This is a genomic window from Streptomyces sp. RKAG290, from assembly GCF_023701695.1.
GTDB lineage: Bacteria > Actinomycetota > Actinomycetes > Streptomycetales > Streptomycetaceae > Streptomyces.
Map to the genome: position 1 here is coordinate 3,267,293 of NZ_JAJOZC010000001.1, position 18,624 is coordinate 3,285,916.

The 18,624-nt window shown below is 70.5% G+C and carries 13 protein-coding genes, 3 tRNA genes and 2 pseudogenes; 9 read left to right on the top strand and 9 right to left on the bottom strand.

The window, feature by feature from the left end:
- Positions 1-187 precede the first annotated feature (187 nt).
- The 3 genes and pseudogenes from LNW71_RS14145 to LNW71_RS14155 form a co-directional block, all read right to left on the bottom strand.
- Positions 188-2,418: pseudogene (locus tag LNW71_RS14145) on the bottom strand (DEAD/DEAH box helicase).
- A 209-nt stretch (positions 2,419-2,627) separates the two neighbouring features.
- Positions 2,628-3,050: a hypothetical protein gene (locus LNW71_RS14150; protein WP_308294486.1), complete on the bottom strand. Its 423-nt coding sequence runs from the start codon at positions 3,048-3,050 to the stop codon at positions 2,628-2,630.
- Between the two features lie 275 nt (positions 3,051-3,325).
- Positions 3,326-3,676 (bottom strand): metallopeptidase family protein, encoded by a 351-nt coding sequence (locus tag LNW71_RS14155; RefSeq protein ID WP_250968566.1) that lies wholly within the window; start codon positions 3,674-3,676, stop codon positions 3,326-3,328.
- An 85-nt stretch (positions 3,677-3,761) separates the two neighbouring features.
- On the opposite strand from LNW71_RS14155, the gene LNW71_RS14160 reads away from it, so the two are divergent.
- The 4 genes from LNW71_RS14160 (at position 3,762) to LNW71_RS14175 (ending at position 5,671) form a co-directional block, all read left to right on the top strand.
- Positions 3,762-5,309, top strand: coding sequence for a metallophosphoesterase (locus tag LNW71_RS14160; protein ID WP_250968567.1), 1,548 nt, complete (start codon positions 3,762-3,764; stop codon positions 5,307-5,309).
- An 80-nt stretch (positions 5,310-5,389) separates the two neighbouring features.
- Positions 5,390-5,462 (top strand) — tRNA-Glu (locus LNW71_RS14165).
- Between the two features lie 38 nt (positions 5,463-5,500).
- Positions 5,501-5,575: transfer RNA gene (locus LNW71_RS14170), tRNA-Asp, on the top strand.
- A gap of 22 nt (positions 5,576-5,597) precedes the next feature.
- Positions 5,598-5,671 (top strand) — tRNA-Phe (locus tag LNW71_RS14175).
- Positions 5,672-5,741: 70 nt separating this feature from the next.
- Here LNW71_RS14175 and LNW71_RS36920 read toward each other — a convergent pair.
- From LNW71_RS36920 to LNW71_RS14185, 3 genes are all read right to left on the bottom strand, one after another.
- Positions 5,742-6,209 (bottom strand): helix-turn-helix transcriptional regulator, encoded by a 468-nt coding sequence (locus tag LNW71_RS36920; protein WP_374119410.1) that lies wholly within the window; start codon positions 6,207-6,209, stop codon positions 5,742-5,744.
- Between the two features lie 80 nt (positions 6,210-6,289).
- Positions 6,290-7,252, bottom strand: a complete 963-nt coding sequence (locus LNW71_RS14180; protein ID WP_250968568.1) for a hypothetical protein — start codon at positions 7,250-7,252, stop codon at positions 6,290-6,292.
- A gap of 151 nt (positions 7,253-7,403) precedes the next feature.
- Positions 7,404-7,850 carry a hypothetical protein gene (locus LNW71_RS14185; protein ID WP_250968569.1) on the bottom strand — a complete coding sequence of 149 codons (447 nt, stop codon included), beginning with the start codon at positions 7,848-7,850 and terminating at the stop codon, positions 7,404-7,406.
- 246 nt (positions 7,851-8,096) lie between these two features.
- Between LNW71_RS14185 and LNW71_RS14190 the strand changes: the two genes are divergently transcribed.
- From LNW71_RS14190 to LNW71_RS14205, 4 genes and pseudogenes are all read left to right on the top strand, one after another.
- Positions 8,097-8,588, top strand: coding sequence for a hypothetical protein (locus LNW71_RS14190; RefSeq protein ID WP_250968570.1), 492 nt, complete (start codon positions 8,097-8,099; stop codon positions 8,586-8,588).
- A gap of 201 nt (positions 8,589-8,789) precedes the next feature.
- The gene (locus tag LNW71_RS14195; RefSeq protein ID WP_250968571.1) at positions 8,790-10,106 is read left to right on the top strand and encodes a peptidoglycan-binding protein; all 1,317 of its coding nucleotides are present in this window, start codon (positions 8,790-8,792) and stop codon (positions 10,104-10,106) included.
- Entirely contained in the window at positions 10,103-10,786 is a 684-nt protein-coding gene (locus LNW71_RS14200; RefSeq protein WP_250968572.1) for an ABC transporter ATP-binding protein, read from the top strand. Before LNW71_RS14195 ends, LNW71_RS14200 begins: the two co-directional genes overlap by 4 nt.
- 89 nt (positions 10,787-10,875) lie before the next feature.
- Positions 10,876-12,029 (top strand): annotated as a pseudogene (locus LNW71_RS14205) (ABC transporter permease).
- A 171-nt stretch (positions 12,030-12,200) separates the two neighbouring features.
- Here LNW71_RS14205 and LNW71_RS14210 read toward each other — a convergent pair.
- From LNW71_RS14210 to LNW71_RS14220, 3 genes are read right to left on the bottom strand one after another with little or no spacing between them, the layout of a single operon-like run.
- Positions 12,201-13,067: a cytochrome c biogenesis CcdA family protein gene (locus LNW71_RS14210; RefSeq protein WP_250968573.1), complete on the bottom strand. Its 867-nt coding sequence runs from the start codon at positions 13,065-13,067 to the stop codon at positions 12,201-12,203.
- Entirely contained in the window at positions 13,064-13,972 is a 909-nt protein-coding gene (locus tag LNW71_RS14215; RefSeq protein WP_250968574.1) for a DsbA family protein, read from the bottom strand. Before LNW71_RS14215 ends, LNW71_RS14210 begins: the two co-directional genes overlap by 4 nt.
- A 60-nt stretch (positions 13,973-14,032) precedes the next feature.
- Positions 14,033-14,428, bottom strand: coding sequence for a hypothetical protein (locus tag LNW71_RS14220; protein WP_250968575.1), 396 nt, complete (start codon positions 14,426-14,428; stop codon positions 14,033-14,035).
- A 169-nt stretch (positions 14,429-14,597) separates the two neighbouring features.
- Between LNW71_RS14220 and hrpA the strand changes: the two genes are divergently transcribed.
- Positions 14,598-18,530, top strand: coding sequence for an ATP-dependent RNA helicase HrpA (gene hrpA, locus LNW71_RS14225; RefSeq protein WP_250968576.1), 3,933 nt, complete (start codon positions 14,598-14,600; stop codon positions 18,528-18,530).
- The last annotated feature ends 94 nt before the right edge of the window (positions 18,531-18,624 follow it).

Consider the following 18,624-nt stretch of genomic DNA (forward strand, 5'->3'; position numbering starts at 1 on the left):
GGTTCTTCGGGCGCGACGACGCCTCATGTGCGATTCCCTCCCCAGGGCCCTCACGGGCAAGGAGCGGATCGTAGCAGCGCCCCCACCAGGAACGGAAGCATTATTCGAACCCGTTCAAAACAAAGCAGGGCCCGCACACCACCGAGGTGGTGTGCGGGCCCTGATCAGCAGTCAGGCGACCGGACGATCAGCCGTTGCGCTTCCAGCGCGGCTTGTCGTCGCGGCGGCCGAAGGAGCCGGTGCTCGTGCCGGTTCCGGTGGAACGGTGGTCGTCACGGCGACCGGTCGGGCGGTCGCTGCCGCCGCCGGAGCGGAAGCCGCCCGACGGGCGGTCGTCACGACGGTCACGGTTGAACGGACGGTCGCCGCCACCGGAGCGGAAGCCACCGGACGGACGCTCGTCACGACGGTCACGGTTGAACGCCGGACGGTCGTTGTCGCGGTTGAACGCCGGGCGGTCGTTGTCGCGACGCTCGAAGGAGCGGCCGCCACGGTCGCCGCCGCGGTCGTCACGACGGTCGTTGCCGCCGGAGCGGAAACCACCGGACGGACGGTCGTCGCGACGCTGGAAACCACCACGGTCGCCACCGCGGTCGTCACGACGGTCGTTGCCGCCGGAGCGGAAGCCGCCACCGACCGGACGGTCCTCACGACGGTCGTTGCTGCCGCGGAACGACGGGCGGTCGCTGCTGCCCCGGTAGCCGTTGCTGCCGGCGGGACGGCCACTGCGCTCGCCGGTACGGTCGTTGCCACCGCGGTAGCCACCACGGTCGCCGCCGCGGTTGTCCCGGCGCTCGTAGTTGCCGCGGTCGTCGCGGCGCTCCTCGCGCGCGGCCTGCTGCTCCGGCACGGAAGCGGCGGCCACGAGAGCGGCCTCCGCCTCGGCGGCGACCTCGGCCACTGCGGCCTCGGGTCGTCGCCCCGCTCGCGGGCGGCACGGGCGACCAGGCGGTCGGCCTCCTCGCGCAGCTCCACGGCACGGCGCTGGATGCGCTCCAGCTGCTTGGTCAGGTCGGCGGCCTCGCGCTCGGCCTGCTTGGCGGCGTTGTTCGCGGAGTCCGCCTGGACCTCGGTGAGCGAGCGGGCACCGGTGATCTCGGCGACCTCCGGCTCGAAGACGCCCGCGCCCTGCACGATGTGGCGCGAGGCGTCCACGCCCGCGTCCTCCATGAGGCGGAAGATCTGGCGACGCTGGTGCGGCAGCGCCAGCGAGACCACGACACCGGACTTGCCGGCCCGGGCGGTACGGCCCGAACGGTGCAGGTAGTCCTTGTGGTCACCGGCCGGGTCCACGTTCAGGACCAGGTCGATGCCGTCGACGTGGATACCGCGGGCGGCGACGTCGGTCGCGACCAGCGCGTTCACGTAACCCTTCTTGAAGTCCTCAAGAACGCGGGTACGGGCGCCCTGGGTCATGCCGCCGTGCAGTGCGTCCGCCTTGACGCCCGCCTCGACGAGCTGCTCGGCGATGCGGTCGGCGCCCAGCTGGGTGCGGACGAAGATGATCGTGCGGCCCTTGCGGGCGGCGATGGCGGAGGTGACCGGCGCCTTGTCCTTCGGCTTCACGACGAGGACGTGGTGCGACATGGTCGAGACGTTGCCCTGGGCGGAGTCGACCTCATGGGTGACCGGGTTGCTCAGGTAGCGCTTGACCAGGGTGCCGATCTCGTTCTCCATGGTGGCGGAGAAGAGCATGCGCTGGCCGCCACCGGGGATCTGGTCGAGCAGCTCGGTGACCTCGGGCAGGAAGCCCAGGTCGGACATCTGGTCGGCCTCGTCGAGGACGGCGACCTGGACGTTCTCCAGGGAGCAGGCGCCCCGGTTGATGATGTCGCGCAGCCGGCCCGGGGTGGCGACGAGGACGTCGACACCGCGCTCCAGCGCGTAGATCTGGTTGCCCATCGACGTACCGCCGCAGACGACCTTCATCTTCAGGCCGAGCACGTCGCCGTAGGGCTGCAGTGCGTCCGCGACCTGCATCGCGAGCTCACGGGTCGGGGTGAGGATGATCGCGCGGGGCTTCTTCTTCTCGGTGTGACCGCCGGCCAGCGAGGCCAGGGTCGGAAGACCGAAGGAGAGGGTCTTGCCGGAGCCGGTACGGCCACGGCCGAGGATGTCCTTGCCGGCCAGGGCGTCCGGGATGGTCGCTGCCTGGATCGGGAAGGGCGCGGTCACGCCGTTCTGCGCGAGCTTGCGGACGATGCCCTCGGGCAGGCCCAGGCTGGCGAAGGTGACGGTCGGCTCGGCGTCGGCGTCGGCCTCGACGGCGGCGGAGTCGGTGTCGGCCTGCTCGGCCTGGGGGGCGTCGGCCACGAGGGAGACGGCGGACTCGGCGACAACGGCCTCTGCGGCCTCGACGAGCTCGTTGTTCTCGATGTTCTCGGGCAGCACGGTGTGGTCAGAACTGGAAATTGACATGCGAAATGCGAAACCTTCCGGAGTCTCGGCACGCGCCCGTAACTCCGTGATTCGCAATTTCGACCGCCTCAATGCGGTCCAGCCACGGCAAGGGAGAGTACGCGCCACACGGCGCTCTTCTGTGTCGGCGCCGGGCAATGGATCAAACGATCTACTACCATACGCACTATCCCCCACATTGCGCAAGCGGCCCGCTGCCGGCGGCCTCGTCAAGCGGGTCCCACCTGCGGTGATGCCTGTGGAGTCCGCAGCGATTCCACCGCGTCCGGCGCACCGAGGGCTTGGTGACGAAGCTGAGCGGCGGGCGACGCCGAAGGCACCGGCGGCGGCTGTGAGGGTTCCGGATCGGGCACGGGCGGGGCCGGCGGCTCCGGCGTCTGGGGAGCGGACGGAGCGGGCGGATCCGGCTGCTGCGGAACCCCGGGGCCCGGCTGGGACAGCGTCGGCGTCGGCAGGTGGCCGGCCCGGTCCGGACCGGGCCTGTCGCCCTTCTTCTTGCCCGGGCGGCCGGAGGGGTCGGCCGAGGAGCTCGGGCCGCCGGACTTGCCGGCCTTCCGCTCGGAGTGCCCCTGGGACCCGCCCGTACGGGCCCGGCCGGTGCCGGCCACCGTGGAGTCGTCCGGCTCGGCCACCGCCCCTTGGACGCCGCGGACCGCGAGGGCGCAGGTTTCCCGCCGTCGTCGCCGATGCTCATGCAGCCTGTGGACGCGGCGATCGTCACTGCGGTGACGGCCGCCCAGCGGACGGGGACGGACAACTGGCGCACGGGGGCACCTCCGGGGGCGCGAAGGACGAGGCGGTACGGAAACGAGCCGGGGAGCGCTGTGCCCAACTCCCCTCGCCCCGGAAGGGACACGCCCGCGGGCCCGGCCCGCACACCTCATTCACACCTCGCGCCCGCGGCGCCTCACCCGTAACCCAGGGCGTGCAGCCTCTCGTCGTCGATGCCGAAATGGTGGGCGATCTCGTGCACCACGGTGATCTCCGTCTCGGCGACCACGTCCTCGCGCGACTCGCACATCCGCAGCGTCGGCCCGCGATAGATGGTGATCCGGTCCGGCAGGACTCCCGCGTACCACTCACCGCGCTCGGTCAGCGGTGTGCCCTCGTAGAGCCCGAGCAGTTCCGGATCCTCGGTTTCGGGCTCGTCCTCGACGAACACCGCGACGTTGTCCATCAGCCGGGTGAGTTCCGGCGGGATCCGGTCCAGGGCCTCGCCGACCAGTTCCTCGAACGCTTCCCGCGTCATCTCCAGCACCCCGCCATTGTCACGTACCGCCGCCGGATGCGCCGCGGAGCGGCCGGAGCGCATATCTCGCTCCCGACCGGGGCATAGGCGCCCAATGGCCCGCGACCCGTTCCGTGCCGCAACAGCCCGTGTCCGCCACCACCTCCGACCCCGGCCCCGCTCCGGCCTCATCGGCGCCGCGCCGGCCGGCGCGGCGCGCCCGTTCGTCCGGGCGCTCGGCCTGGTGACCGTCGTGCTGTTCGGCGCCTGGCTCGGCCTGCTGGTCGTCGGGAGCGTGCGTACGCCCGTCGGCCCGATGGACACGACGATGACCCTGCGCCCCTCCTTCAGCGGCGGCACCAAGATCAACGTTTCCCCGCTCGGCGCGCTGGAACTGGACTCGCACCACGCACCGGTCCGGCTCGACGTGGACGTCGACCGGCTCGACCCGGTCCGCTCCCAGGCCCTGGTCCAGCACCCCGAACGGCTGTCCGGCCTGGAGGACGAGGTCACCGGCGACGTCTCCACGGGCGCCCGCGAGCTCGCCGTGCGCTCCTGCGTCGCGGTCGTCTCCGGGGCCACCGCACTCGGCCTCGCCGTGTACCGCAGGCCCCGCCGCGCCTTGGCCGCCGGGGGGCTCGCACTCGCGCTGCTGGCCGCTTCCGGCGTCAGCGCGTACGCCACCTGGAACCCGGAGTCGGTCCTGGAGCCACGGTTCTCCGGCCTGCTCTCCAGCGCCCCGTCCGTCGTCGGTGACGCCCGCTCGATCGTCACGGACTTCGACGTCTACCAGCAGGAGCTGGCCCGGCTGGTCACCAACGTCACCAAGCTGTACGACGCCACCTCGACGCTCCCCGTCTACAGCCCGGACCCCGCCACGCTCCGCGTCCTGCACGTCTCCGACACCCACCTCAACCCCGCGGCCTGGCACATCATCGGCTCGCTCGTCGAGCAGTACGACATCGACGTGATCATCGATTCGGGCGACACGATGGACCACGGCGCCGCCGTCGAGAACAGCTTCCTCGACCCGGTCGCCGATCTGGGCGCGCCCTACGTCTGGGTCCGCGGCAACCACGACTCCGCGGTCACCCAGCGGTACCTGGAGAACTCCAAGCGGTTCAGGAACGTGCACGTGCTGGACGAGGGCCGGGCGGTGAACGTCGGCGGGCTGCGGGTGGCGGGCATCGGGGACCCCCAGTTCACCCCGGACCGCACCGGGCCCGAGCAGGCCGGGAGCGTCGAGCGGGCGGCAGGCCAACGGCTCGCCGCCGCCCTGCGCGTCCAGCGGCGGGCCGGCACCCCGGTCGACATCGCCGTCACCCATGAGCCGGAGGCGGCCCGCCAGACGGACGGTTCGGTCCCGCTCGTCCTCGCCGGCCACGTGCACCACCGGCAGAACCAGATGCTGAAACTGCGCACCCGGCTGATGGTCGAGGGCTCCACGGGCGGCGGCGGACTGCGGGCCGTGCAGAACAAGAAGCCGGAGCAGGTGCTCGCCTCGGTGCTCTATCTCGACCGCTCCACCCGCCGCCTGCAGGCCTGGGACGAGATCACCCTGGGCGGCCTCGGCCTGACGACGGCCGAGGTCAGCCGCCATCTCCCGGAGAAGAAGCCGGCCGGACCGACCCCGCCCGCGTCGCCGCCGACGGCGTCCCCGTAAACCGTTTTGGCGATAGCCGCTGCCATCCCATATGCTTCTGACGTCCCCGACGCGCTGGAAAGCGCGCAGGTGGGCCCTTAGCCCTCATCGTCTAGTGGCCCAGGACGCCGCCCTTTCAAGGCGGTAGCACGGGTTCGAATCCCGTTGGGGGCACGCTTTAACGTGTGCGAGACTCGTCTCGCACATTGCTTGGTCCTGTGGAGCAGTTTGGAGTGCTCGCCACCCTGTCAAGGTGGAGGCCGCGGGTTCAAATCCCGTCAGGACCGCTGCAGCCCTTGTGAGCTGCGTGGCTGGGTAGCTCAGTTGGTACGAGCGATCGCCTGAAAAGCGATAGGTCGCCGGTTCGATCCCGGCCCCAGCCACTGCGTTGAAAACGCCCCGGACATGCTGTCCGGGGCGTTTTCGTGCTGCCGCGCGGGCGGACGAGAGGTCCTAGGTGAGGAGTCCCACTCCTCCAGGGCCCGTGGCTCGTCGGGCCGGAGGGGGCCGGCGCCGCCGTGCACCGGCCGGTGACGGCGGCAGATGTCCATCGGCGCCGGATGTGTCGCACGCCGCGGACCCCGTCGTTCGCTTCTGACCGGTTGGTCCCACGGCGGTCCCAGCCGCCACAGGGTCCAGTCGGCGCAATGTGGCCAGCAGGCAGAGCTGGAGGCGGGAGAGCCCGCAGTGCTTCACCCGGAGGTTCGACACATGGAACTTCACCGTACGGGTCGTGATACCCAGGTGGGTGGCGATCTCCGCGTTGGTCGGCCCACCCCGCAACAGGTCGAGGATCTTCTCCTCGGTCTCGGTGAGAGGGGGATCGAGGGCGAGCGCGCGGAGGAGCAAGTCCGCCGCTGCCGCGGTACCACCGACCCCGTCCAGCAAACAGTCCCCGTCCACCTGATCAACAGAACGCATGAATCCCCCCGGGCTTCAATAGCCGCACGGCTCGTCAGAGCTCGCGCAATCCTGATGCGAGTGAATCGTAACTGATCGGGTCAGCCGTTGAGTTGGGCTGCGAGACGGAGCCGGTCCTGGGTCTGCTGCTGGAACAGGGCGAGGGTCTCGGCGTGCTCCTCCACCAGACGCTTCTCGTACGCGCTCTGCACGGCGTAGCGGATGCCGATGTAGTTGGCCTGGGTCTTGCAGGCGACGTCCGCCTTGGCGATGGTGATGGCCTCGGGGCTGGAGAGCGCGCCTTCCTTCAGGCCCAGGTCCGACTGGACGCTGTCGGGACTGGAGGTGGTGAAGCCGGAATCAGCCATGCACTGCGACCACTTGGTCGTGGCCTTCCGAACCCTGGAGTCCTCCAGCGCCCTGGACTCGGCCTCACCACCCAGATTGAAGACGAAGAGGATGTCGACGCTTCCCGGCTTCGGGGAGTACAGCTTCAGAGCCGACTCGCGACCGCAGCCGCCGACGGGCACTTCCTTGCCGTTGACGATGATGCCGCTGCCCGGCGCCTTCGCCGCCTCGGCCTGCGACATGGGTTCATCGGTGGGGGCAGCTGCCTTGCCCTTTGCCTTCGCCGCAGCCTCGGCAACGGGGTCCACCCCGTTGAGCACCGTCTGGCCGGTCCTGCTGAGAGCGGCCGGCGACTGTCTCTTGGCGGGTGCCGGGTCGGTTGCCTGGCTAGGGCTCGCGTAGCCGAACTGGGCGGCGTCCTTCGCGCTGGCCAGCCCGAAGACCCGTGATTTCGAGTCATTCCGGCTCGGAGGCGTCGGGGCGGGGAGGGCGTAATCGAAGCCGAAGCGCTTCATGCATTGCTCGATCAGGAGGTTCTGGGCCTTTTTCACCTGATACTGCTGATCGGAGGTGACCTCGTATGCCGCGACAGGGAACTCCAGGCCTTCGGTGCTGCTCATTTTCTCGACGCTGCCGATGGCCGGCTCCTTTCCCGCGCCGTCGGCTGCGGTCTCCTTGCCTGCGCAGCTGCTGAGGGTCAGCGCGGCAACGCTCACCAGACAGGTGGTAGCCAGGAGTCGGGCTGGCAGAGCCATGGCGGGGATCCTCGCGGTCGGTGCGGGTGGCGTGGGGGACCGCTGTCCCGCGCGGTAACGGCGAGCGGGACAGCGAGCAGTGAGAGGCCGGGCGTGTGCCGCCCGGTGCGGTCTAGTAGGGGGCGCAGTACTCGACCACCCAGCAGACCGACTCGATGTTGTTCTTGAAGTTGGCGGTCGCGTTACCGACGTAGTAGGCGGGAATCTCGCCGTGGTACGTACCTCCGCTGTTGGGGCCGGTATGGACGTACCAGTCGTCGCCGCTACGGTTCTTGTAGGAGGCGGTGTTGTTGCCGACGACCTGTCCCTTGCCGTTGCACGAGCCAGAGCTCGGGAAGGCCTTGAAATAGTCGTTGTTGAAGTTCTGGTCCTTGTCGAACAGGTCGAAGACGCAGCCGGCCTCGTCCGAGTTGTAGTAGAAGCCGATCTCCTCCGGGTCCAGGTAGCCGTCGTAGGCGACCTGCGCGGCGGATGCGGTGCCGGCAGTGGCCAGACCGAAGCCGCCGAGGGCGGAGACGGCCAGCGCGACTGTGGCTACGCGGCGGGTGAGGTGGGTCATGAGCAGAACTCCTCGCTGCAGAAGCGTTGTTGCGTACAGCTGTGCGATACGCCGTGTGATTACAGATCGTCAATTGACCGCTGTCTACTGGCCCTTGGGCCAGTAGACAGCGGTTGCCATCACGTGGTGGGGTCAATCGTGGCTGGACCCGTTCTGCGGCGGACGATCCCGGGGGAAGACGGCCGGGCGTGACGTGACGCAGAGCAACTACGCCGCCCCCCTTCCCACAGAATGCCGGAGTTGCCCATGCCCTCCCCCACTCGCGTCACGCAATCACTGTGCGCAGCACTGCTGGCAGCCGCTGTCCTGGCCGGATGCGGCGGTGCCGAGAAGGACAGCGCGGGCAGCGGGAGTGCTTCCGGCACGAAGCCCGCAGCGGGTGGGGCGTCCTCGTCGGCGAGTGACTCGGAGCGTGACTACTACGGGTGCCTGAAGGAGAACGGGGTCAAGATCGAGACCACCCCTGACGGTGAACTCCGTGTGGTCAAGGACGGTGGGAACGAGACGGCACTGACCAAGGCCGAGGGGAAGTGTGCGAATCTCCTGCCTGCGCAGGACACCGCCGAGGACAAGGGTGGGACAGCGAAGGCAGACCCGGCCTTCGTCGCATGCATGAAGGCCGAGGGCTTCACCACATACGACAGGTCCAAAAATGGCGATAACGACGCCCTCGCCGCGGCCCTGAAGAAGTGCAGCCCTGTCGGGAAGGATGACAAGGACATCACCGTCGGCGGCTGACCGACCCCGGTGGAACACGGTGAAGCAGGCCTGCAGGGCGCGACGAGGAAATGTGATCAAGTGACTGCGCAACCGGATGCGGGGAACGAACCCGACGCGAAGACGACGCACGAGGTCGGGGAGACTGCCGCCGCAGCCGGGGGTCCCGCCGGCGGGCTTGCGCGTAGGCGCCGTTGGATCGCCGCTGTCGCAGGTGGAGCGGTGTTGCTTGCGGGGGCCGGGGTGGTGGCTGCCACGCTGATCAAGTCGCCGGCGCAGGCGGCGGCGGAGGCGGGGCCGCCCGCGCGGTCGGTGCTGACGTCACCGGTGGAACATCGGGTGTTGACGTCGTCGGTGATCGTGCGCGGGCAGGTCGTTGCCGGACAGAGCGTGGATGTGGCGCCGCAGGTGGCCGGCGGGGAGGACGGTGCCGCACCCGTCGTGACCAAGTTGCCGGTCAAGCAGGGCGATCGGCTGAAGGCCGGGCAGGTGCTGCTCGAGGTCTCCGGGCGGCCGGTGTTCGTCCTGCCCGGGCGGATACCCGTCTACCGCGACCTCAAGCCCGGCGCGAAGGGCAACGACGTGAGGCAGCTGCAGGAGGCACTGCAAGAGCTGGGGCACGGCACGGGCGGCGATACCGCCGGGACCTTCGGAGCAGGGACCAAGACCGCCCTCAACGCCTTCTACGCCGCGATAGGTTACGACCCGCTGCCGGCTGTGGACGACAACGGGGCAGGGTTGAAGACGGCCGAGGGTGCGGTAACGGCGGCCGAGCGGGCGGTGGAGGAGGCCGGGGACGCCGAGGGCAAGGGATCGGCGCATGCGGTGCAGTACGCGCAGGATGATCTGGCTGAGGCGCAGGCTGATCTGGCGGCCGCGCAGGCCGCTTCGGGTCCTCGGCTGCCGGCCGGCGAAGTGGTCTTCCTGCAGGGCTTTCCCGCCCGGGTGGATGCGGTTCCGGGGCGGGTGGGTGCACCCGTGGACGGGACGATGCTGACGGTCTCCGGCGGGAAGCTCGCGGTACAGGCCTATCTGCAGGAGCATCAAAAGGGCCTGGTACGCAAGGGGCAGCGGGTGCAGATCTATTCAGAGCTCACCGGCATCGAGGCGCAGGCGAGGGTGGGTTCGCTGGCCGATTCGCTGACTGCGCCGGACAGCGGCAGCGGCGGTGGCGGCGGGAGTGGTGGCGGCGAGGACGAGCCGGGCGGTGGGGCGCCGGGGCAGAGCGGCTATCTCCTGCGGGTCGATCCGGACAAGACGTTGGATGCCCAGCTGGCCGGGCAGGATGTGCGGCTGACCATCGAGGCGGCCCGTACCGACGGCAAGGCGCTGGTCGTGCCGATCACCGCGCTGACCGCGGGCGCCGACGGCCGGACCACGGTCACGGTGCTCCAGCCGGACGGCGAGCAGCGTCGGGTGGAGGTGCGCACGGGCACCGCGGGCGACGGCTTCGTTGCCGTGGAGCCGGTGGGGGCTGCCCGGCTGGACAAGGGCGAGCAGGTCATCACGGGTGTGAAGAAGGGGGCGGCGGGGCAGTGACGCCGGTCATCGAGTTCCGCCAGGTCGGCCTCACCTATCCGGGGCCGCCGCCCGTGCCTGCCCTCAAGCCGTGTGAACTGCTCGTTGAGCCGGGGGATTTCGTCACCGTCGTCGGGCCTTCGGGCTCGGGCAAGTCCACCTTCCTCAACATAGCCGGGCTACTGGACGCCCCCACCCATGGCACGTACCTCCTCGACGGCTACGACACCGGCGCGCTGAGTGACGCCGATCGAACCGCGCTGCGCGGTCGTCGCATCGGCTTCGTCTTCCAGGCCTTCCATCTGCTGCCGCACCGCTCGGCGTTGGAGAACGTCACCCTGGCCATGGTCTACAACGGCGTCCCCCGCGCCGAGCGGGCACCGCGCGCTCGCGACGCCCTGGTCCGCGTGGGCCTCGGCCACCGGATCGACTCGCTGCCCACCCGGCTCTCCGGCGGTGAGCGCCAACGCGTCGCCATCGCCCGGGCGCTGGCCGCCGGCCCCTCTCTGCTGCTGTGCGACGAGCCCACCGGCAACCTCGACACCGCCAGCGCCGGGGCGGTCCTGGGGCTGCTGGACGAACTGCACGCCGATGGGATGACCATCTTGCTGATCACGCACGATCTGGAGGTGGCCGCCCGCGGTGCCCGCACCGTAGTCATCCGCGACGGTGTCCTTCGTGAGCAGCAGGTGGCCGCGTGAAGCTGCGCATCCGGCGTGGACGCGCCGCCGCCGGCGTCATACCCTCCACCTTCGCCCCCCGCGACCTGATCGCCGAGGCCACGGCCGGGATGCTGCAGCGGCCCGCCCGCTCCGCGCTGACCGCGCTCGGCACGGTGCTCGGCGTCGGCACGTTCGTGGCGATCCTCGGGCTGACCGCGACCACCTCGTCCCAGATCGACGCCCGGTTCAACGCGCTGACCGCCACCGAGGTGACGATCGAGGAGACGGTGAACGACGCCGACCAGCTCACCGGGCCAGCCTTCCCCGCGGACGCCGACGCCCGGATGCGCAGGGTGAACGGGGTCAAGGCCGCAGGGGTCTACTGGACCGTACGGGACGACCGGGCGGGCAGCGTCCGCTCCGCGCCCATCGGCGACAACGGCGGAGGCGAGCGGATCGATGTGGTCGCAGCCTCGCCCGGCGTCCTGAAGGCCGCCGTGCCGACCCTGGCCGAGGGGCGGCTGTACGACGACCGGATGGCCCAGGCCGGCCGGGTCGCCGTGATCGGCGCAGGAACCGCGAGCCGGCTGGGCATCACCACCCTGGAAACCCATCCCGCGCTGTTCATCGGCGAAGAGTCGTTCACCGTCGTCGGTATCGTCGACGATGTGGAGCGCAAGGCCGACCTGCTGCTTTCCGTCGTCGTCCCGCGCACCACCGCCGAGCAGATCTGGGGCGCCCCCGGCCCCACCGAGTCCGGCATGCTGATCGCCACCGAACTGGGTGCCGCCCAGCAGGTCGCCACCGAAGCGGCCACCGCGCTGCGCCCCGACCACCCCGAGTACTTCAAGGCGATCCCGCCCCGGACCCCAAGACCCTGCGCTCGACCGTGGGCTCCGACCTGAGTCAGCTCTTTTTGCTGCTGGCCGGGATCTGCCTGATCATCGGCGCGGTCGGCATCGCCAACACCACCCTGGTCGCGGTGCTGGAGCGGACCGGCGAGATCGGGCTGCGCCGCGCCCTGGGCGCCCGCGCCCGGCACATCACCGCCCAGTTCCTGGCCGAGTCCGGAGCCCTCGGCGCCCTCGGCGGCCTGGTGGGCACCAGCCTGGGCACCGTGACGGTGGTCGCCGTCGCTCTGGCCCGGGACTGGACGCCGGTCGTGCACCCCGCAACCGTCGCCGCCGCCCCGCTGATCGGGCTGGTCACCGGCGTGCTGGCCGGCCTCTATCCGGCCTGGCGGGCCTCGCGCATCCAGCCGGTGGAGGCCCTTCGGCGCTGACCGGTGAGGCCTGCGGAGCCTACCCAGAATGCCTACCGCGCCCCTGAAGGTTCTTCCTTTCAGGGGCGCGGCTTCTTTCCCGGCGCTCCTGGGTCACGCCGGCCCATGGCCGTCCCCAGATCAACGGACCCAGGTCTGCGGCTGCCTCCGTTGGACGGGGCCTTCGCCGTGTCAGGCGCCCTCCCCGTCGACGGTGTTCGGCGCCTCCGCGGTGGCCGCGCGGCGCTGCCGGCCGGCCCGTACCCCGAGCACCAGCAGCACCACTGCCACCACCGCGACCAGCAGCACCGCGTCCGGCACGCGCTCGCCGACGCCCTTGGCCCATTGCTCGACGGCGAACGACCGGTCCACGTCCAGCAGTCCGGGCAGCGCGGTCGTCCCGTCGTACGCCAGGAACATGGCACCGAGGCCGATGAAGAAGAGTCCCGACAGCAGCGTCGTGGTGTGCAGCTCGAACCGGCCGAGCCGCAGGACCCGCCCGCGCAGCCAGGCCCGGCGGCCCAGCTCGAAGCGTTCCCACAGGAGCGCGAGGAGGAAGAGCGGTACCGCCATGCCCAGGGCGTAGACGGCGAGGAGCAGTCCGCCGTACGCCGGGCTCCCGCTGACCGCCGCGACGGTGAGCACGCTCCCTAGGATCGGTCCGGCACAGAAGCCGGCCAGGCCGTAGACCGCACCGAGCGCGTAGACGGACGCGGCGGTGGTGGGGCGGATCCGGCCGCTGAGCGCCGTCATCCGGCGCGAGGCGAAGCCGAGCCCGACGATCTGGGCGGCGCCGAGCCCGATGACGAGCCAGCCGGCGCCGAGGACGAGGGCGTCACGGTGGCTGTAGAAGAGCCGCCCGGCGTACGAACCCGCCGCGCCCAGCGGGACGAGCGTCGTGGCCAGGCCCGCGTAGAAGATCCCGGTCCTGGCGAGCAGCCGTGACGTGGAGTCGATGGAGTACGCGAAGAAGGCGGGGAGCAGCAGGGCGCTGCACGGGCTGACCAGAGCCAGCAGTCCGCCGAGCAGCGCGGCGAAGTAGCCGATGTCCGCCGTCACTTCGCGGAGCCCTGGGGGTCCTGGGAGCGCGGAGAGCCCTGGGGGTCCTGGGTGCCTTGGGAGCTCTGCGGGTGCCCGGAGCCCTGCGAGCCCTCGGAGGGCTTGGCGTCCGCCGGGCCGCCGCCCGCGTTGCCGAGGTTCTTCGCCCGGTCCGCCGCCTGCTCGATGAGCTGGGCGAAGGTCTGCGCCGACTGGGCGCCGGCGATCGGACGGCCGTTGATCAGGAACGACGGGGTGGACGTCGCGCCGATGCCGTACCCCTGCTCCTGGTCCTTGCTCACCGCGGCCGCGGACGCCGCACCGTCCGTGTCGGCCACGAAGCGGTCCAGGTCGGCCACCCCGGCCTGTCGGGCGAGCGCCTTCAGCCGGTCCTTGCCGAACCCCTTCTCCTTGACCCCTTCGGCGTACGCGGCGTGCTGGAACTGCCAGAAGCGGCCCTGCTGACCCGCCGCCCAGGAGGCGCGCGCGGCGGCCTCGGACTCGGCGCCGAAGATGGGGAAATTGCGCCACTCGATGCGCAGGGTGCCGTTGTCGACGTACTTCTTCACCAGAGCGGGTTCGGTGTCGCGGGCGAACTTCGCGCAGTAGCCGCACTTGAAGTCGGCGTACTCGATGAGGACGACGGGCGCGTCCGCCCGACCCCGTGCCAGCCGGTCGCCGGCGTCGCGGCGGGCCAGCTTCGCCAGCTCGGGGTAGACACCGGCGTCGGGGTCCGCGGTGACATCGGCGACCACCGAGGAGCCGGAGCCGGCGGAATCGGGCGCGGTGGCCCGGTAGGAGACGTAGCCGAACAGTGCGGCGACGAGGACGATCCCGGCGCCGTAGGCGAGCGGCTTCCTGGACTTCGGGGAGGGCGACTGCGGGGAGGGCGACTGCGGGGACGGCTTGGACGTGGACCTGGGCATGCGGAACTCCGTGCTGGTGCTGCGGGAGAGGTGCGGGGACGGCCGAGGGGCGCGGGCCGTCTACACCCGTAGTACGGAGAGTTCCACCGGGGTCGGCGCGGCCGCGTCGGGCCCGCGCTGCGCCGTCGGAGCGGGCGGGCGGACCGGTCCCGGCCCGGTGGCGACGGGCAGGCCCCATTCGGCGAGGCCCGGCGCCTGGTCATGAGCCGCCCGGGCCCGCCCGGGAACTGCGGGCTCGGTCCCGTCGCGCTTCCCGCCCCTGCAGCCCGGCACCCCGTGTCCGCCGTCCGCGGCGGCGGCCGCGACCGGCGCCGGTGCGGGCTTCGCGGCCGCCGCCGGGGCTGCCGTCGGGACCGGCGTCGAGGCTGCCGTCGGGGCTGCCGTCGATGGTCCGCAGAAGAGTCCCAGGGCGACCGCGAGCGCCGCCACCAGGCAGCACCACTGCGAACGGGACACGGCTACGGGCCTTCCTGTGCTGCTCTGCGGCTGTCGCGCCGAGGGAGATCAACTGTCCGGAATGGTACGTGCTGTGACCGCGCCATCCCCCACCGTGCGGACGGAGTGACCGAGCCCGCGCGAAATAGGTTCGCCGTTCCTCGGGCCCGGGTGAGATCCTGGAACCCGTATGTCTACTTCCTTTGCCGATCTCCAGTCCCAGCTCGGGCAGCTCTCGCTGCGCGACGCCCACCGGCTCGGCCGTCGTCTCGAAGGCGCGCGCCGCATTCGTAAGCCCGAGGCCCAGCGAGGCGTGCTGGACGAGATCGCCGCCCAGGCCACGAAGGCAGCCGGGCGGCTCGCGCTGCGGGCCGGGCGGCTGCCTGCCCTCACGTACCCCGAACAGCTGCCGGTCAGCCAGAAGAAGGACGAGATCCTGGAGGCGATACGGGACCACCAGGTCGTGATCGTCGCCGGTGAGACCGGCTCCGGCAAGACCACCCAGATCCCCAAGATCTGTATGGAGCTGGGCCGTGGCGTCCGCGGCATGATCGGGCACACCCAGCCGCGCCGGATCGCGGCCCGCACGGTGGCCGAGCGCATCGCCGAGGAGCTGAAGACCCCGCTGGGCGAGGCGGTGGGCTGGAAGGTCCGCTTCACCGACCAGGTCAATCAGGACGCGACCTTCGTCAAGCTGATGACGGACGGCATCCTGCTCGCCGAGATCCAGACGGACCGCGAGCTGCTCGCGTACGACACGATCATCATCGACGAGGCCCACGAGCGTTCGCTGAACATCGACTTCCTGCTCGGCTACCTGGCCCGGCTGCTGCCCAAGCGCCCGGACCTGAAGGTCGTCATCACCTCGGCGACCATCGACCCCGAGCGCTTCGCCCGCCACTTCGGCGAGGCGCCGATCGTCGAGGTCAGCGGCCGTACCTATCCCGTCGACGTGCGCTACCGGCCGCTCCTCGAAGAGGACAGCGAGGACTCCGACCGCGACCAGATCACCGCGATCTGCGACGCCGTCGACGAGCTCCAGTCGGAGGGACCGGGCGATGTGCTGGTCTTCCTGTCCGGGGAGCGGGAGATCCGCGACACCGCGGACGCGCTGGGCAAACGCAACCTCAGACACACCGAGGTGCTCCCCCTCTACGCACGCCTGTCGCACGCCGAGCAGCACCGGGTGTTCCAGCGCCACACGGGACGCCGGGTCGTGCTCGCGACCAACGTCGCCGAGACCTCGCTGACCGTCCCCGGCATCAAGTACGTGATCGACCCGGGCAACGCCCGCATCTCCCGCTACAGCCACCGCACCAAGGTCCAGCGGCTGCCGATCGAGCGGATCTCGCAGGCCAGCGCCAACCAGCGCAAGGGCCGCTGCGGCCGTACCTCGGACGGCATCTGCATCCGGCTGTACTCCGAGGACGACTTCCTGACCCGCCCGGAGTTCACCGACCCGGAGATCCTGCGGACCAACCTGGCCTCCGTCATCCTGCAGATGACCGCGGCCGGCCTGGGCGACATCGAGAAGTTCCCCTTCATCGACCCGCCGGACCACCGCAACATCCGCGACGGCGTGCAGCTCCTCCAGGAACTGGGCGCGCTGGACCCGGAGGAGAAGGATCCGAAGAAGCGGCTCACCCCGCTCGGCCGGCAGCTCTCGCAGCTGCCGGTGGACCCGCGCCTCGCCCGGATGGTCATCGAGGCCGACCGCAACGGCTGCGTCCGCGAGGTCATGGTCATCGCCGCCGCGCTCTCCATCCAGGACCCGCGCGAGCGGCCGTCCGAGAAGCAGACGCAGGCCGATCAGCAGCACGCCAGGTTCAAGGACGAGACGTCCGACTTCCTGGCGTTCCTGAACCTGTGGCGCTACGTCCGCGAGCAGCAGAAGGAGCGCGGCTCCTCCAGCTTCCGCCGGATGTGCAAGCAGGAGTACCTGAACTTCCTGCGCATCCGCGAATGGCAGGACATCTACGCGCAGCTCCGTACGGTCGCCAAGCAGATGGGCCTCGATGTCGAGGAGTCCTCGACGGGTGCTGCCGCTCCCGAGCAGTCGGTGCACACCTCGCTGCTCGCCGGTCTGCTGTCGCACATCGGGCTGAAGGACACCGAGAAGAACGAGTACCTGGGCGCCCGCAGCGCCAAGTTCGCGATCTTCCCGGGCTCGGCGCTCTTCAAGAAGCAGCCGCGTTTCGTGATGTCGGCCGAGCTGGTGGAGACGTCCCGGCTGTGGGCGCGGGTCAATGCCCGGGTCGAGCCGGAGTGGATCGAACCGCTGGCCGCGCACCTCCTGAAGCGCACCTACAGCGAACCGCACTGGGAGAAGGACCAGGCGGCCGTGATGGCGTACGAGCGGGTCACGCTGTACGGCGTACCGATCGTGGCCCAGCGCAAGATCAATTTCGGCCGTATCGACCAGGAGACCTCACGGGACCTCTTCATCCGTAACGCCCTGGTCGAGGGCGACTGGCGCACGCACCACCAGTTCTTCCACGACAACCGCAAACTCCTCGGCGAGGTCGAGGAGCTGGAGCACCGCGCCCGGCGCCGCGACATCCTCGTGGACGACGAGACGCTCTTCGACTTCTACGACCAGCGGATCCCGGAGCACGTCGTCTCGGGTGCGCACTTCGACTCCTGGTGGAAGCACAAGCGCCGCGACGAGCCGGACGCGCTGGACTTCGAGCGCTCGATGCTCATCAACGAGAAGGCCGGGACCGTCACCAAGGACGACTACCCGGACTCCTGGCGGCAGGGCAAGCTCAAATTCCGGGTGACGTACCAGTTCGAACCCGGTGCGGACGCCGACGGCGTGACCGTCCACATCCCGCTCCAGGTGCTCAACCAGGTCACCTCGGAAGGCTTCGACTGGCAGATCCCGGGCCTGCGCGAGGAAGTGGTCACCGAGCTGATCCGCTCCCTGCCCAAGCCGATCCGCCGGCACTACGTCCCCGCACCCAACTACGCGGACAAGTTCCTGGACCGGGCCGTGCCCCTGCAGGAGCCACTGCCTTTCACCCTGGCGCGTGAGCTGCAGCGGATGGTCGGCGTCCCGGTCACGGCAGCCGACTTCGACCTGACCCGGATCCCGGACCACCTGAAGATCACCTTCCGGATCGTCGACGAACGCCGCCGCAAGGTCGCCGAGGACAAGGACCTGGAGGCGCTGAAGATCCAGCTGCGCCCCAAGGCCCGCCAGGCCCTCTCCAAGGCCGCCGCGGAGACCGCGGGGCCCTCGGGCGAGTCCATCGAACGTTCGGGCCTCACGGACTGGAAGATCGGCACGCTGGACCGGGTGTTCGAGACCCGGCGCGCGGGCCAGCCGGTGAAGGCGTACCCGGCCCTCGTGGACCAGGGCGAGACCGTGGCCGTACGGCTCTTCGACACCGAGGCCGAGCAGCAGCAGGCGATGTGGCGCGGCACCCGGAAGCTGATCCTGCTGAACATCCCGGTGAACCCGGCGAAGTTCGCCTCGGACAAGCTGACGAACCAGCAGAAGCTGGCCCTGTCCCGCAATCCGCACGGCTCCATCCAGGCGCTCTTCGACGACTGCGCGACCGCCGCCGCCGACCGCCTGATCGCCGCGCACGGCGGCCCCGCCTGGGACGAGGCGTCGTTCCGGAAGCTGTACGACAAAGTGCGCGCCGACCTGGTGGACCTCACTGTCCGCACGATCGGCCAGGTGCAGCAGATCCTGGCGGCCTGGCAGGCGTGCGAGCGACGGCTGAAGGCCACCAACAGCCTGGTGCTGATCAACAACGTCACCGATGCGCGGGAGCACCTCGCCCGTCTCGTGCCGCCCGGGTTCGTCACCGCGACCGGGCTGCGCAGGCTGCCCGACCTGATGCGCTACCTGGTGGCCGAGGACCGCCGGCTGCAGCAGATGCCGACGAACGTGCAGCGGGACACCACGCGCATGGAGAAGGTCCACGAGATGCAGGACGAGTACGCCTGGCTGCTGGAACAGCTGCCGCAGGGCAGGCCCGTTCCGCAGGAGGTCCTGGACATCCGCTGGATGCTCGAGGAGCTGCGCGTCAGCTATTTCGCGCACGCGCTGGGCACCGCGTTCCCCGTCTCCGACAAGCGGATCGTGAAGGCGATCGACGCTGCCGCCCCGTAGGCCGCCGCCGGTGGCTGCGTAACCGCTCAGCCACCGGAAGTGAGGTCGACCGCACCCTCTGACCTCCTGTACAGTCTGTCTTCGCAGCCAGCCG